The organism is Alteromonas sp. ABV2_168, assembly GCF_056161165.1.
On record NZ_JBSWYQ010000012.1, the window covers coordinates 26,998 to 42,087 of the forward strand.

13 protein-coding genes are annotated in these 15,090 nt (G+C 48.7%); 1 reads left to right on the forward strand and 12 read right to left on the reverse strand.

Annotated features, from left to right (window positions below):
* Positions 1-63 precede the first annotated feature (63 nt).
* The 10 genes from nqrM to ACXAH4_RS16895 form a co-directional block, all read right to left on the reverse strand.
* Positions 64-297 (reverse strand): (Na+)-NQR maturation NqrM, encoded by a 234-nt coding sequence (gene nqrM / locus ACXAH4_RS16850; RefSeq protein WP_119502567.1) that lies wholly within the window; start codon positions 295-297, stop codon positions 64-66.
* 9 nt (positions 298-306) lie between these two features.
* On the reverse strand, positions 307-1,326 hold the full coding sequence (locus ACXAH4_RS16855) for an FAD:protein FMN transferase (RefSeq protein WP_474846305.1): 1,020 nt from the start codon (positions 1,324-1,326) through the stop codon (positions 307-309).
* Between the two features lie 66 nt (positions 1,327-1,392).
* Entirely contained in the window at positions 1,393-2,622 is a 1,230-nt protein-coding gene (gene nqrF, locus ACXAH4_RS16860) for an NADH:ubiquinone reductase (Na(+)-transporting) subunit F (protein ID WP_474846141.1), read from the reverse strand.
* Positions 2,623-2,642: 20 nt separating this feature from the next.
* On the reverse strand, positions 2,643-3,251 hold the full coding sequence (gene nqrE, locus ACXAH4_RS16865) for an NADH:ubiquinone reductase (Na(+)-transporting) subunit E (RefSeq protein WP_119502569.1): 609 nt from the start codon (positions 3,249-3,251) through the stop codon (positions 2,643-2,645).
* A 3-nt stretch (positions 3,252-3,254) separates the two neighbouring features.
* The gene (locus ACXAH4_RS16870; RefSeq protein WP_119502570.1) at positions 3,255-3,887 is read right to left on the reverse strand and encodes an NADH:ubiquinone reductase (Na(+)-transporting) subunit D; all 633 of its coding nucleotides are present in this window, start codon (positions 3,885-3,887) and stop codon (positions 3,255-3,257) included.
* A 12-nt stretch (positions 3,888-3,899) separates the two neighbouring features.
* A complete protein-coding gene (locus ACXAH4_RS16875) occupies positions 3,900-4,664 on the reverse strand; it encodes a Na(+)-translocating NADH-quinone reductase subunit C (RefSeq protein ID WP_119502571.1) in 765 nt (254 codons plus the stop codon).
* Positions 4,654-5,853: an NADH:ubiquinone reductase (Na(+)-transporting) subunit B gene (locus tag ACXAH4_RS16880; RefSeq protein ID WP_119502572.1), complete on the reverse strand. Its 1,200-nt coding sequence runs from the start codon at positions 5,851-5,853 to the stop codon at positions 4,654-4,656. Before ACXAH4_RS16880 ends, ACXAH4_RS16875 begins: the two co-directional genes overlap by 11 nt.
* Positions 5,854-5,856: 3 nt before the next feature.
* Positions 5,857-7,194 (reverse strand): Na(+)-translocating NADH-quinone reductase subunit A, encoded by a 1,338-nt coding sequence (locus tag ACXAH4_RS16885; protein WP_474852616.1) that lies wholly within the window; start codon positions 7,192-7,194, stop codon positions 5,857-5,859.
* A gap of 684 nt (positions 7,195-7,878) precedes the next feature.
* Entirely contained in the window at positions 7,879-9,057 is a 1,179-nt protein-coding gene (gene fabV / locus ACXAH4_RS16890; protein ID WP_474846147.1) for an enoyl-ACP reductase FabV, read from the reverse strand.
* Between the two features lie 146 nt (positions 9,058-9,203).
* Positions 9,204-9,824 (reverse strand): FKBP-type peptidyl-prolyl cis-trans isomerase, encoded by a 621-nt coding sequence (locus tag ACXAH4_RS16895; RefSeq protein ID WP_474846149.1) that lies wholly within the window; start codon positions 9,822-9,824, stop codon positions 9,204-9,206.
* Between the two features lie 233 nt (positions 9,825-10,057).
* Here ACXAH4_RS16895 and ppc point away from each other — a divergent pair, with 233 nt between their 5' ends.
* Positions 10,058-12,682, forward strand: coding sequence for a phosphoenolpyruvate carboxylase (gene ppc, locus ACXAH4_RS16900; RefSeq protein ID WP_474846151.1), 2,625 nt, complete (start codon positions 10,058-10,060; stop codon positions 12,680-12,682).
* Positions 12,683-12,764: 82 nt separating this feature from the next.
* Here the strand turns inward: ppc and ACXAH4_RS16905 are convergent, their stop codons facing one another.
* Together ACXAH4_RS16905 and ACXAH4_RS16910 are read right to left on the reverse strand one after the other, a co-directional pair.
* Positions 12,765-14,171 carry a DUF2271 domain-containing protein gene (locus ACXAH4_RS16905; protein WP_474846153.1) on the reverse strand — a complete coding sequence of 469 codons (1,407 nt, stop codon included), beginning with the start codon at positions 14,169-14,171 and terminating at the stop codon, positions 12,765-12,767.
* The gene (locus ACXAH4_RS16910; RefSeq protein WP_474882726.1) at positions 14,168-15,082 is read right to left on the reverse strand and encodes a calcium-binding protein; all 915 of its coding nucleotides are present in this window, start codon (positions 15,080-15,082) and stop codon (positions 14,168-14,170) included. The genes ACXAH4_RS16905 and ACXAH4_RS16910 overlap by 4 nt, the downstream gene beginning before the upstream one ends.
* Between the last annotated feature and the right edge of the window lie 8 nt (positions 15,083-15,090).

The following is a 15,090-nucleotide window of genomic DNA, read 5'->3' on the forward strand; positions in this document are numbered from 1 at the left end:
AAGGCCGGACATTCGTCCGGCCATTTTTATCATCACTTGATGTGTACTGATAAACCTGAAAATTTACAGGATCTGGTTATCCTTCCACTCAGCAATTTTTTTCTGTCTGGCTTCTTCACGCTCCAGGCGCATCTTCTTACGGTCACACGGCTCAGGACAATCACAGGCTTTCTCAATACCCAGTGCGCCTAAACCGCCGCAACTACCGGAAATGGACTTCTTCTGGATCAGATAACCCACGGCCATTGCCAGTACCATGGCAAGAAAAAACACAAACGCGAGGATAAATGTAGACATCATCGTCTCCTAATTCTTAACTTCAACCATAGTATCAAACTCAGGAGATGCATACTCCTCAAAGCCATCTGCTGTGCGACGAATTAAGAAAACGGCAAGATGTTCTTTCTCCGCCAGCGCTTTAGCTTCATCCCACCCCATCACATTGAACGCAGTGGCAAGGCCATCAGCAGTCATAGATGACGGGTCCACCACCGTTACCGATACCAGATTATGAGTAATGGGTTTACCGGTTCGGGGATCAATCAGATGAGAATAACGCTTACCGTCCATTTCATAGTAATTGCGGTAATCCCCTGAGGTGGCAATGGCATTCGTACCAATAGAGACAATTTTCTGCACCGAGCGTTCCGTTGAGACCGGCTTCTCAATGGCTATTAACCATTCCTCACCATTCCCCCGCTCGCCTTTAACACGCATTTCACCGCCGATTTCCACCAGGTAGTTGTGCAGATCATGCTTTTCCATAATCGCAGCAACCTGGTCTACACCGTAGCCTTTGGCAATAGTCGACAGGTCGACATAAACCATTGGATGCGTTTTCTTCAGACCCTGTTCTGAAATACTGATTTTATCCAGCCCGACATACTCTCGGACTTCAGAAATCTGCTCTTCAGATGGCACCTTTTCAGGACGTTTGTTCGGACCAAATCCCCACAAATTCACCAGCGGCCCCACAGTTACGTCCAGTACGTTATGACTTAGCTTGCCGAGCCTGATAGCTTCAGTCACCACCAATGACGTTTCGTCACTTAACGGAAAGGGCGTGGTGTAACGATTCTGGTTAAAACGGGATAATTCTGATGTAGGGTCATAGGTCGACATCAGTTTATTAATTTCTACTAACCGGGCATCAATGGCCTCTTGCAGACCATCAACCTGACCACGCTCATCCACTACATACTTAACATTGTATGTGGTGCCCATGGTATTTCCGTGTAAATGCACAACCTGTTTGGCTTCCTCACCACAGGCACTAAGAAAGAGTACAACGAAAGCAAGTACACTAAAACGCAGATACTGATTAATCACTTCTTATCCTTATCTATTAAAAAAGGGGGCGATGCCCCCTTTTTCAATTATACCGTTTGCTGATTAACCACCAAAGTCATCAAGCAGGATATTTTCGTCTTCTACCCCAAGATCTTTCAGCATGTTGATAACAGCTGCGTTCATCATGGGAGGACCACACATATAGAATTCACAATCTTCAGGAGCAGGGTGATCTTTCAGGTAGTTCTCAAGCAAGACATTGTGGATGAAGCCGGTATAGCCATCCCAGTTATCTTCAGGTTGAGGGTCAGAAAGTGCAACATGCCATTCGAAGTTTTCATTCTCGGCAGCCAGCTCATCGAAATCTTCTACGTAGAACATTTCGCGCAGTGAACGGGCACCATACCAGAATGTGATCTTACGATCGGTTTTCAGACGACGAAGCTGGTCGAAGATGTGTGAACGCATAGGTGCCATACCTGCACCACCGCCAACAAACACCATTTCTGCGTCAGTTTCTTTCGCAAAGAACTCACCGAACGGACCAGAAATCGTTGCTTTATCACCTTCTTTCAGGCTCCAGATGTACGAAGACATTTTACCGGCAGGCAGAGTCAGGTTATTAGGCGGCGGCGTAGCAATACGCACGTTCAGCATAATAATACCTTCTTCTTCCGGGTAGTTCGCCATGGAGTAAGCACGGATAGTTTCTTCGTCGACTTTAGACTCGATGTCGAAGAAACCAAAGCGCTCCCAGTCACCGCGGAACTTCTCAGGAATGTCGTAATCTTTGTACTTCACGTGGTGAGCAGGTGCTTCAATCTGAATGTAACCACCAGCACGGAAAGGTACGCTTTCACCGTTAGGAATTTTAAGCTTAAGCTCTTTAATGAACGTGGCTTTGTTGTCGTTAGAAATAACTTCACAATCCCACTTCTTAACACCAAAGATTTCTTCTTCCAGTTCGATCTTCATGTCCTGCTTAATAGCAACCTGACATGATAAACGGCAACCTTCACGGGCTTCACGCTTAGTGATGTGGTCAAGTTCGGTTGGCAGAATTTCACCACCACCTTCTTTGATGTCTACACGACACTGACCACAAGAACCACCACCACCACATGCAGATGATACGAAAATACCCGCTTCAGCAAGTGCGCCAAGCAGTTTACCGCCAGGCTGCGTGGTAATCGCTTTTTCAGGATCATCGTTGATCATGATGGTCACGTCACCGCTTGGTACTAACTTAGATTTGGCAAACATGATAATAAATACCAGCGCCAGAACGATGACAATGAACATGCCAACGCCAAGTAACATTTCTATACTCATTTATATGCTCCTCTGCGTTATTACAGTGCGATACCAGTGAAAGACTGGAAGCCTAACGCCATCAGACCTGCGATCATGAACACAGAGCCCAGACCACGTACACCATCTGGCATATCAGCATATTTCAGTTTTTCACGAACAGCGGCCAGCAGAACGATAGCTAACGCCCAGCCCATACCACTACCTACACCGTAGACAATACTTTCAGTGAAGTTATATTCACGTTGAACCGCGAATGCCACACCACCGAAGATTGCACAGTTAACTGTGATTAGCGGAAGGAAGATACCCAGAGCGTTATATAACGCAGGGAAAAACTTATCTAACGCCATTTCCAGAATCTGTACTAACGCAGCGATAACGCCGATAAACGTCAGGAAGTTCAGGAAGCTTAAGTCTGCATCAGGGAAACCGGCCCATGCCAGCGCACCCGGAGCAAGAATGTTTACATAGATAACCTGGTTTACCGGTACAGAGATACCCAGTACCACAATAACGGCTACACCCAGACCCATCGCTGTTTTTACTTTCTTAGATACGGCCAGAAACGTACACATACCCAGGAACAACGACAGCGCCATGTTCTCGATAAAAATCGAGCGAACGAATAAAGACAGATAATGTTCCACGAATTACTCCTTAGGCTCGACTTGTTCCGGACGGAAAGTACGAATAATCCATACCATGCCACCGATCAGGAAGAATGAGCTGAATGGCAGGATCAACAGGCCATTGCCCTGATACCAGCCACCGTTTTGTACCAGCGGCAGAATTTCGAAACCAAGGATGGTGCCGAAGCCGAACAGCTCTTTAACTGTACCGATACAAATCAGAATGAAAGAGTAACCCAGACCATTACCAATACCGTCCAGGAAGCTCATCAGCGGAGGACTCTTCATCGCATACGCTTCTGCACGACCCATTACGATACAGTTGGTGATGATCAGACCAACGAATACTGAGAGCTGTTTGGATACCTCGTAAGAGTAAGCCTTCAGGATTTGGTCTACCACGATTACCAGAGAAGCGATGATGGTCATCTGAATGATGATACGTACGCTTGACGGAATCTGGTTACGGATTGCCGAGATAAACAGGTTAGAGAACGCCACAACGCTTGTCAGCGCCAGCGACATAACCAGAGCTGTTTCCAGCTTAGTTGTAATCGCCAGTGCAGAACAGATACCCAGTACCTGCAGGGCGATCGGGTTGTTGTCTAAAATCGGTCCAAAGAGGACCTTTTTCATTTCTTTAGTGTCAGCCACGATAAGACCCCTTTATGAACGCCATGCTTGTTTCTTAAGGAACGGACCGAAGCCCTGCTCGCCTACCCAGTACTGAATCGTGTTTTCAACACCATTACTGGTCAGGGTTGCGCCGGAAAGTGCATCTACAGAGTAAGGATTATCAGGGTTAGCATTTTTCTTAACCTCGATAGCAACATCACCGTTTTCATACAGCTTCTTGCCATCCCACTTTGCCTGCCATGCAGGGTTTTGCACTTCACCGCCAAGTCCCGGCGTTTCTTTCTGCTGGTAGTAAATCAGTTCTTTCACAGTTTCACCGTCGGCATCAACTGCCAGGAAACCATACATCAGATCCCACAGACCGCTACCGTGTACCGGCAGGATCACGCGGGTAACTTCACCGGCGTCATTGTGCACCAGATAGACACTGGCAACATTAGGACGACGTTGGAAGCCAACATTGCTGTTTACCACTTTCGTACTTGTCTCAGTTACTTTTGCAGCTTTGTACATGTCGAAATCAGGTGAAGGCATTTCAGTGAATTCACCAGAGTCTAAGTCGACAAAACGGCGCTCAACAAACTCATCAAATTTTGCATTGATGGTGTCGTTGCTCATGCCAGTCTCGTACAGACCTGCAGCAGTAAGAATGTTTGTTTGCTTATCCAATTGGGCGTTTGTTTGTTGCAGTGAGCGCAGACCAACAGCCGCACCCGACACAACAATTGAACAAACCAGACAGACGGCAACGACTACGCCAACTGTTTTTCCTAAAGATTCTTTCTTAGCCGACACGAGCTACCCTCCGCTTGATATTGCTTTGCGCGACGAAATAGTCGAACAGTGGCGCCCACAGGTTGGCAAACAGAATGGCCAACATTACACCTTCAGGGAAGGCAGGGTTGAGGACGCGGATCAGTACCGTCATGAAACCAATGAAGATACCGTATGCCCACTTACCTTTATTGGTAAACGACGCTGATACAGGGTCAGTTGCCATGAAGAACATACCAAAGGCGAGACCACCTACAACGAAGTGCCAGTGAGCAGGCATTGCAAACATCGGGTTCGTGTCGCTGCCAATCATGTTAAGCAGAGTAGCAAAGAAGGCTACACCTACTGCAACACCGGCAACAATACGCCAGCTTGCAATTCGCATATACATGATGAACAGACCACCAATCATGATAGCCAGTGCAGATACTTCACCCGCAGAACCTGAAATGGTTCCGATGAAGCTGTTCATCCACTGATCCATGTTGCTGTAATCTAAGTTACCGGAAGCCGCCTGGCTTAAAGATGTAGCACCTGAGAAACCATCGGCTGCTACCCATACCTGGTCACCTGAAATTTGTGCAGGGTACGCAAAGTATAAGAAAGCACGGCCAGACAGTGCAGGGTTAAGGAAGTTACGGCCAGTACCACCAAAGACTTCTTTAGCGATAACAACACCAAAAGTAATACCCAGGGCAACCTGCCATAATGGAATCGTTGCGGGCAGTGTCAGTGCGAACAGAACAGAAGTAACAAAGAAACCTTCGTTAACTTCGTGCTTACGAACTGATGCAAAAAGGACTTCCCAGAAACCACCTACTGCGAACGTTACTGCGTAGATTGGTAACCAGAAGCAGGCACCGTAAAAGAACAGGCCTAACCCGCCGGCACTGGCCAAATCACCACCTAATGCAGTGAAAATAGCTGCCTGCCAGCTGTCTGGTACAGTTGCACCGGCACCCAGCGCGTCTTGCGCTTGCAAACCGATGTTGTACATACCGAAGAACATGGCCGGGAATGTTGCCATCCATACCATGATCATAATACGTTTCAGGTCGATGCTGTCACGAACATGAGTACCGGCTTTGTTTACTTTACCGGGAGTATAAAAAATCGTTGCCGCTGCTTCATACAGTGCATACCACTTTTCATACTTACCACCCGGTTCAAAATCCGGCTCGATTTTTTCCAGATACGCTTTCAAACCCATGACTTAACCCTCTTTCTCAATGGTGGTTAAACAACTGCGCAGGATTGGACCGTAGCTGTATTTGCCCGGGCACACGTAAGTACACAGAGCTAAATCTTCTTCGTCCAATTCCAGGCAACCCATTGCCTGAGCACTGTCCGTATCGCCCGCAATCAAATCACGTAACAACAGTGTAGGAAGAATATCTAATGGCATAACACGCTCATAGTTACCGATTGGTACCATTGAACGCTCTGAACCATTAGTGGTGGTTGTCATGTCGTAATCTTTCGACGACAGGTGACCCAAATAAGCACGGGTTACAGAGTGCTTATCAGAACCCGGCGTGATCCAGCCGAGGAATTTCTTCTCACGACCTTCTTTTAACGCAGAAACCTGTAAGTGATAACGGCCTAAGAAACCGTGAACACCTTGCGCTGTAGTACCGTTCAGGACAGAACCTGACACTGTACGTACTTCACCGTCAACCAGTTCACCGGCTGTCAGCTCTGCAATGTCAGCACCCAGAAGTGTTCTGACCAGGCGAGGATTTTTCGCAGCAGGACCTGCCAGCGAAACAACGCGACGGTTATCCAGTTCACCGGTAGTCACGGTAGCACCAAACGCAAGAACATCCTGGTAATTAACAGACCAGACTGTTTTCTTAGCGCCAACCGGATCAAGGTTATGAATGTGCGTTCCCGCAAGACCTGCAGGGTGCGGACCACCAAACTCAGCAACGTCTACAGTCGCATCACCGGTAGACACTGACGCGCCTGCGGCTTTACAAACGTAAACCTTGCCACCACTCAGTTGCTTCAGCACTTTCAGGCCGGCAACAAAATCATCACTGCGCTCAGCGATGATTGCCGCAGGATCTGCAGCAAGGGGGTTGGTATCCATTGCATTCACAAAAATGGAGGATGGTACAGAACCTAAAGCAGGTACTTTACTGAACGGACGCGTGCGTAACGCAGTCCACAGACCGGAGTCTACCAGTAAGGTTTGCAGTTGTTCCTGAGAAGCGTTTGCGATCTGGTCTGCAGCAATTTTCTCAAAAGTAACAGCTTCGTTACCTTCGATTTTCACTACTACAGATTGAAGAACACGTTTAGCACCACGGTTTACCTCTACCACTTCGCCCGCAGCTGGTGCAGTAAACTTAACGCCCGGATTCTTTTTGTCTTCAAAAAGAATCTGGCCTTTAGCCACTTTGTCACCAACCTGGACATGCATGGTAGGACGCATGCCAACATATTCTTCTCCCAGAACGGCAACGCGCGTGACAGCAGATCCATCGGAGATTTGCTGTTGCGGCGCTCCCTTAATAGGGAGGTCGAGACCTTTCTTGATTTTTATCATACGTAATCGCACTACTCTAATAGAAGAACCCTTATGCATGACTGCAGCATCCGCTGCCTGCATGCAGAAGCGCACTTACTAAATTAGGTATCCGTCACCTAAACTATTTATTGATTTTCCGTTGCAGCGTTCATGCACTCACCTTGCGGCGTTGCAAACCTCGATACGTGCCGGGATATTATCGTTATATTTTTATAGGGCCGGACATCAGCTGAAACCTGCACACATGCTATTGCCGGTGCGGTACTGAAGCGTGAGCCGGAAGCAGGGATATAAATACCCTCTACTTAACTACGGGATTTTAGCATTATCGCAGCACTTTAGGCTATGCAAATAATGGATTATCCACAATTTTTGTTAATTTTTAATATAACCACTGTGTGTATTTCGCTATGTAATCGTTACATCCGCCTCAGCCAAAACTCTTCTATTGTAGTCTATCTTTGGTCTGACGCTTAACGGGGTCACACATTGTAATGCCATGACATAAGTCACTGGTTGGGATTGGCGGCGAAAGTTTACCACAAAGTTTTTCGAAACTGACTAAGACTTAACGCCTAATTACTGCGTGTTAACCCTTATTGCACAAATTTCATCCACATTGTCAAAACACACTTTGCAGATACATTAAAAAATGTACAAAAAAGCCGTCTGTCACGACGGCTTCTGCAAAATATTAATGAATTACCACTTCACCAGCGGATCCACATCGGCGTCGTAATCAACACCGTCAATGTCAAAGCCGAACAGTTTCAGGAACTCATGATGATAACCGGCATAATCGCTTAACTCATGGAAGTTTTCCTGCGTTACCTGATCCCAAAGCGCTTTAATTTTCGCCTGTGTTGCATCATTGGTTTCTTTCCCGTCCATGCGGTAACGGTTCGCTTCGTCCAGTGTCGGGCTGTCGCTGTACAAGCACTCGCTGAACAAGCCGGCGATTTGTTCGATACAGCCTTCGTGGGTACCTTCTTCTTTCATCACTTTATAGATCAGAGAGATATACAGAGGCATCACAGGAATAGCAGAACTGGCCTGGGTGACCAGCGCTTTCAGTGAAGATACATTCGCTTCAACCAGTTTTTCTGTGTGTTTGCCAATAATCGCAGCGGCTGCGCGATCGAGGTCTTCTTTGGCTTTACCGATAGTCGCTTGACCATATATCGGCCAGGTAAGTTCTTTACCGATATACGTATAGGCAGTGGTCTTACAGCCTTCAGCCAGAACACCGGCTTCGCCGAGGAAATCCATCCAGCGTTCCCAGTCTTCGCCCCCCATCACTTTGATGGTGTTGTGAATTTCTTCATCATTGGCAGGCTCTAACGTCACATCATGAACTTTGTCTTTATCTGTGTCGTAGGTTTTAGTGGTATACGCCTGACCAACAGGCTTGAGCGTAGACTTATAGGTTTCGCCTGAAACAGGATCGGTACGGCGGGGAGATGCCAGTGAATAAATGACCAGATCCACAGAACCCAGGTCTGCCTTAATTTGCTCAATCACCTGCGCCTTCATTTCGTCAGAGAACGCATCGCCATTTAAGGTTTTCGCGTACAGTCCGTTACTCTCTGCCTGCTGATGAAATGCAGCAGTGTTATACCAGCCAGCAGTAGCTGTTTTACGCTCAGACGGCTCTTTTTCGAAACAAACACCTAAGGTTTTAGCACCATAGCCAAAGGCGGAAGTGATCCGCGATGCCAGACCGTACCCTGTTGAACAACCGATCACTAAAACATTTTTCGGGCCTTCACCCGCAACGCCCTGCTGGCGAACGTATTCAATTTGCTCAGCTACGGAAGCTGCACAGCCTGCCGGGTGCGCATTTGTACAGATGAAGCCTCTGACTTTAGGCTTGATAACCATAGTAGTTTTTCCTTTATTAATTGTGCGCGTATTGTAATAGCGTCTGTCGGGATAACAACTCTGAGCAGATCCAGCTCTGAATTATTAAAGAGAAAAGTCGTCAAAGATGCAAAGAGCGGCAGTCCGGTGACTGCCGCAGCAGGCAGTTAGCCCAGAATATCAAGCAGTTCTACATCAAATACTAATGTAGAGTACGGTGCAATTGCGCCACCTGCACCTTGCTCGCCGTAGGCCAGCTCGTAAGGAATATACAGTTTCCACTTAGAGCCAACAGGCATCAGCTGCAGTGCTTCAGTCCAGCCACGGATAACACCGTTCACCGGGAACTCAGCAGGCTGACCGCGCTTGTAAGAACTGTCGAAAACAGAACCGTCAATCAGTGTACCGTGGTAGTGAACACGCACGTTGCTGTCAGCAGCAGGCTTGTCGCCTTCACCGGCTTCGATGACTTCATACTGCAGGCCGCTTTCAGTCACAGTGACTTCTTCACGCTCGGCGTTCTTTGCCAGATAGGCTTCACCTTCTTCGATTACCGCTTTGCTCTGCTCAGCTTTAGCAGCCTGCATACGCTGATGGATTTCACCGAACGCATTACGCAGGGTATCGGTGTCAACCTGTGCAGCCTGGCCGTTAAACGCATCGCTTAACCCTTCTACAACTGCTTCTAGCGCAAGGCCTTCGAATGGGTTAGATTTAAGTTGCTCTCCCATTTGGAAACCAACACCGTAACTTGCTTGCGTTTCTACGCTGGTATATTTATCGGTCACATTGACTCCTGAAATTAAATTACAAGATTTGTTTATTTTTTGGGCTAATTATGACTACATTGAAGGCCAAGAAATAACCTGCCGGCAAGTTTATCATATCGGGCTGCAACATGCTTGGGGCTTGGGATTTGTTAAATGAACTTTTCATTAAGGTTTAATTTATAACTCAAAGTGGTTAGACAAGTTTAACAATTTTGAAGTAAGGTTATGGGCATATACAGTAGGAGGATGCTATGCAATCACACTATGATGCCGAACTGAAAGACACAGTCCGGTACTTGGGAAAAGTCCTTGGCGAAACCATTAAAGCTGAACTAGGTCAGGAATGGTTAGACCGCATTGAGACCATCAGAAAAGATGGTCGTTCTTCATTTCAGGGCGATGCAACCCGTAGCGAAAATCTGAAAGAAATTTTCAAAAATCTGACGGATTCTGATCTTTTGACGGTCGGACGAGCTTTCGCACAGTTCCTGACATTAGGTAATATTGCCGAGCAGGAATACAACAGTGCAATGAGTGTTGATGCATCTATGGATGCATTGTTCAAACACCTCGATAAAGCTGATCTGTCAGTTGAAAACGTACAAAAAGCAGTGTCGAAGCTGAACATCGACCTGGTACTCACGGCTCACCCGACAGAAGTGACCCGCCGTACGCTAATCCATAAACAGAAAGAACTTGCCCAATGCCTGCAAAGCATTCACCAGGAATCTCTGGATGATCACGAGCGTACGCGTATTGAAACCCGTATCGCTGATCTGATTAGTCAGGCATGGCATACCGAAGAAATCCGTTCAGTTCGTCCGACACCTGTTGATGAAGCACGCTGGGGTTTCTCCGTCATCGAAAACTCTTTGTGGGAAGCCGTACCGGATTTCCTCCGTGATCTGGATGAGCGCTTAAAAGCCGATTACAACGTTAGTCTGCCGCTGGATGCAGCACCTGTGCACTTCAGCTCCTGGATGGGTGGTGACCGTGACGGTAACCCGTTTGTTACCGCAAAAGTAACTGAGCAGGTTCTGCTGCTGGCCCGTAAACGCGCCGCAAAACTGTTTGCCTCTGACCTCGACCGCTTACAGGTCGAACTGTCCATGTTCGATTGCAGCGCTGCCCTTCGTGAAGAAGTGGGCGAAGAAGCTAACGAACCATACCGCGCTCTGTTGCGTCCGCTGGTTCGCCGCTGTGGTGCTACCCGCGACGGTATTGCAGATTATCTGTCCGGCAAAAAAGTCGACCAGTCTGACTGGGTACAACATAACGATGAACTGCTGAAGCCTCTGTTACTGTGCTACGACTCACTGGTTGAGTGTGGCATGAGTGTAACCGCCAACGGTTTATTGCTTGATACCATCCGCCGGGTGAAATGTTTCGGTATTCACCTGCTGCAACTGGATGTGCGCCAGGACTCTGAGCGTCATGCTGATGTATTCAGTGAAATCACCCGCTATCTGGGTCTGGGTGACTACGCGCAGTGGAGTGAAGCTGACAAACAGGCATTCCTGTTACGCGAACTGAGCTCGAAGCGTCCGCTGTTCCCTGCCGAGTGGGATGCGTCTGCCGACGTAAAAGAAGTGCTGGATACCTGTAAGGTTATTTCCCAGCACGGCAAGGAAGGCTTCGGCATTTACATCATTTCCATGGCCAGTGAACCGTCTGACGTTATGGCTGTGCAGTTGCTGCTTCAGGAAGCCGGTGTAGACTGGCCAATGCCGGTGGCGCCGTTGTTCGAAACGCTGGACGATCTGAACAACTCTCCTGCCGTCATGCGTAAGCTGCTGTCTATCGACTGGTACCGTGGCTATATCAAAGGCAAACAGTTTGTCATGATTGGCTACTCTGACTCAGCAAAAGATGCCGGCGCACTGGCAGCGGGCTGGGCACAGTACGAGTCTCAGGAAGCGCTGGTAAAAGTGGCGGACGAATTTGAAACCACACTGACCCTGTTCCACGGACGTGGCGGTACGATTGGTCGTGGTGGTCTGCCTGCACACGCAGCTATTCACTCTCAGCCTCCGGGCTCGTTAGACGGTGGCTTCCGTGTGACTGAACAGGGTGAAACCATCCGTTATAAGTTCGGTATGCCTAAACTGGCGAAGCAAAGTCTGGGCATTTACGCATCAGCCATTATCGAAGCGATGCTGTTCCCGCCACCGGAGCCAAAACCGGAATGGCGAGAGCTGATCACCAAGATGGCAGCAAATGGTCGCGATAACTATCGCGGTACCGTTCGTCAGGACAAAGACTTTGTGCCGTATTTCCGTGTTGCTACACCCGAACAGGAACTGGGTAAGTTACCTTTAGGTAGTCGTCCTTCCAAGCGTAAGCCGCAGGGCGGGATTGAAAGTTTGCGTGCGATCCCGTGGATTTTCGCCTGGGCGCAAACCCGTCTGGTTCTGCCGTCATGGCTTGGCGTAATGCGCGCCATCGATGCCGTTAAAGCGGATAGCGACCCGAAAGTGGTTGAGGAAATGTTCGCTGAATGGCCATTCTACCGTTCCCGTCTGTCTATGCTGGACATGGTATTCAACAAAGCCGATCCGCGAATCAGTGAAGCCTATGATGAGCGTCTGGTACCTGCGGAACTGAAACACTTCGGTAAAGCACTGCGTGATGAGCTGCAGGAAAGTATTGACTCGCTGCTGAGTCTTACAGGCCAGGAAAGCATCATGGATAAAGATCCTATGGGTAAAGAGTCCATGAACATCCGCGCCGGTTACTTACAGCCTCTGCACTATCTGCAAATTGAGTTACTGGAACGTATCCGTGCCGCCGGTGACGACGCGCAAAACCCTGTGCTGGAACGTGCCATGATGGTAACCATCGCAGGTATCGCAATCGGTATGCGGAACACCGGTTAATCCGCCGTCGGCGGTGCCAAATGCAAAAGCCGTCATTATGACGGCTTTTTTGCTTCTGTTGCGGCTTGTCCGCCACACACACTTACAACGATACGGTTATGTCACCAATCTCCCCTTTACCGGCTGTATGGAGGGGCTGCTTGATCAGGGCATCCAGGTCCAGCGGGATTTTCTGATAGTTACGACCGCCATCTTCTCTTGCAACTTCCACATTCAGCACAAGCTTCTTATCCGTTACCGGCCTTCCCTGTTCGTCAAATCCGTCCCAGTGTACGTGCAGAGGCTTGTTCTTGCGGGTCGCACCGGCAAAACCGTCAATGAAATCTTCATGTGTACGTCCAATTTTACGCCACCACACTCTTAATTCTGTCAGCCAGCGCTGGCTGTCTCCGCGAATTAATAAGCTTTTCACCAGCTGAGCATCTTCACCGGTAAGCCATACCGACGCATAGGGACCATGATAATTACTGACATTAAAACGGGGCAGCGTCACATCGATATCCAGCGCAGTCACACCGGCATCATCCTTCCCCCGCCAGAAGGCAAAGTAACCGTCTGACGTATTCACCCTGCCTTTCTTATCAGTGGTTTTTACCAGCACATCCTGTTTGTCGCTGAGTAAATCCTGCATCTGTGTCGTTGTGGTTATCACCGCCAGTTGAGCGGCCAGAGCCGCATCAAACACATTTTTCGCCACCACATGAGACGTTAAACCGGAGGAAGGCCAGCCATCACTGCTGTCCAGCACGCCGGCTTCCTTTGCTCCGGCAACAACCTTTCTCGTGACAGTATTTATGACCGTGCCGGAAAAGGGTTCGTTATGATCAGCCACAGGTTCACCAAATAGCATACGGTCCTGCGGCGACGCCCCGTAAAAGGACACTGTATCGTTCACCTGAACGGAAAACGCAGCCCCGGCACCGGCTTTCTCAGTGAGATAACCGGAAATCCGGTTAACCATCAGCGCATCACCAATAATGCCTGTGTTCCAGAATGGTCCGTCAGGCATAGCCTGCGGCATGGTAAGTTGTGCCGGCGCAGTTAATGACACTGCCGTAACTCTGGATGCTCTCGCCAGTTTCCGTGCATCCCGCCGTTCCAAAGACTCGTTCCCGGCAACATACTGCACCCAGTAACGGTACAGCGCACCATTACGGCAACTGACTTTCCCTTCAGTCAGTTGAAACCAGGCTTCACATTTCGCGATGCCCTCATACAACCAGGATGGCAATTCATGCGTTCCCCCGCGGGAGAGTTTAGTCAGTAAGCTGCCTTGCGGGTTTGTAGCCTCTGCTGTGTCGTGCACCAGTGCATTCAGCGCTTCCTGCTCAACACTTGCATGGCCACTTTCCATGATAACCGTGACGTCGTAACCGGGCTGCTGAATGTGGAAAGATTGCTTTGCCGGCTCAGGTTGAGCTGAACCGGCGGCCTGAACAGTTGCCGCTGTCCAGGCACTCAGAAGGCAGATAATGAAGCGACGTTTCATGGATTACTGACACTCGCAGTTTGCGTTGCCTTGTCGTCATTATCATTGCTTTCACGTTCAAATACCGGAGCCGGATCGTCGATGGTGATGAAACCATCACCGGTGGTATCGTAACGGCTGAAAGAACGGAAGCCGGACTGCATGTATTCGTTAAATGTCATATGCCCGCTTTCGTCTTTGTCCAGTACACCAAAACGCACGTAAGTTTGTTTTACCTGTCCCTCATAGGTTTTTTCATACTGCGCGTCCAGACGGTCTTCAAACTCCAGCACATATTCCTGCTCAGTCAGTACCTTATCGCCATTCTCGTCAGTGCGGGCAAATTGCTCATCTCTGACAGCCTGAAATTCAGCCTTATCGACTTTGCCGTCACCATTGGTGTCATATAAATCCATGAAGCCTTTGATATTATGTGTGGTCGGCATGCGCAACATGGGGCGCTGCTCCAGCTTTGGCTTGTCATCACTGTCTGCACTGCGGCCTTCGCGTACCGGGTCAGGATCAGAGGCCAGGATCAATCCGTCTTTATTCTGATCCATGAAGTCAAAGCCCCGACCGCCCACTGCATCCATTTCAGCTTTGGTGATTTGTTTATCGTCATCTTTGTCTATGGCGTTGAAGCGAATATGTGTCTGTTTCACCGATGCTTTTCTGTCAGCCGCCATGCGTGTTTTCATATGACCTTCCCACTCGTAAACATACTCATCTTCTTCGATGGTACCGTTGTGGTTGGTATCCGTTGCGGCAAAGCGCTGTCTGCGGGCATCAACAAATTCTTCCAGAGACAGCTTTTCGTTACCATCCAGATCGTAGGTTAAAATAATACCGCTGGCACTGTGAGGGGCGGCCAGTGGGCAGGTGCAGCTAAGCAGGGTTAAAACTGTAGCGATAAAAGAAATACGTGTTTTCATGATGGGCT

Excerpts from the sequence above, each read along its gene's own strand:
- ACXAH4_RS16880 (WP_119502572.1), bottom strand. The coding sequence starts at position 5,853 with ATGGGTTTGAAAGCGTATCTGGAAAAAATCGAGCCGGATTTTGAACCG.
- nqrM (WP_119502567.1), bottom strand. The coding sequence starts at position 297 with ATGTCTACATTTATCCTCGCGTTTGTGTTTTTTCTTGCCATGGTACTG.
- ppc (WP_474846151.1), top strand. The coding sequence starts at position 10,058 with ATGCAATCACACTATGATGCCGAACTGAAAGACACAGTCCGGTACTTG.
- nqrF (WP_474846141.1), bottom strand. The coding sequence starts at position 2,622 with ATGAGTATAGAAATGTTACTTGGCGTTGGCATGTTCATTGTCATCGTT.
- ACXAH4_RS16885 (WP_474852616.1), bottom strand. The coding sequence starts at position 7,194 with ATGATAAAAATCAAGAAAGGTCTCGACCTCCCTATTAAGGGAGCGCCG.
- fabV (WP_474846147.1), bottom strand. The coding sequence starts at position 9,057 with ATGGTTATCAAGCCTAAAGTCAGAGGCTTCATCTGTACAAATGCGCAC.
- ACXAH4_RS16905 (WP_474846153.1), bottom strand. The coding sequence starts at position 14,171 with ATGAAACGTCGCTTCATTATCTGCCTTCTGAGTGCCTGGACAGCGGCA.
- ACXAH4_RS16910 (WP_474882726.1), bottom strand. The coding sequence starts at position 15,082 with ATGAAAACACGTATTTCTTTTATCGCTACAGTTTTAACCCTGCTTAGC.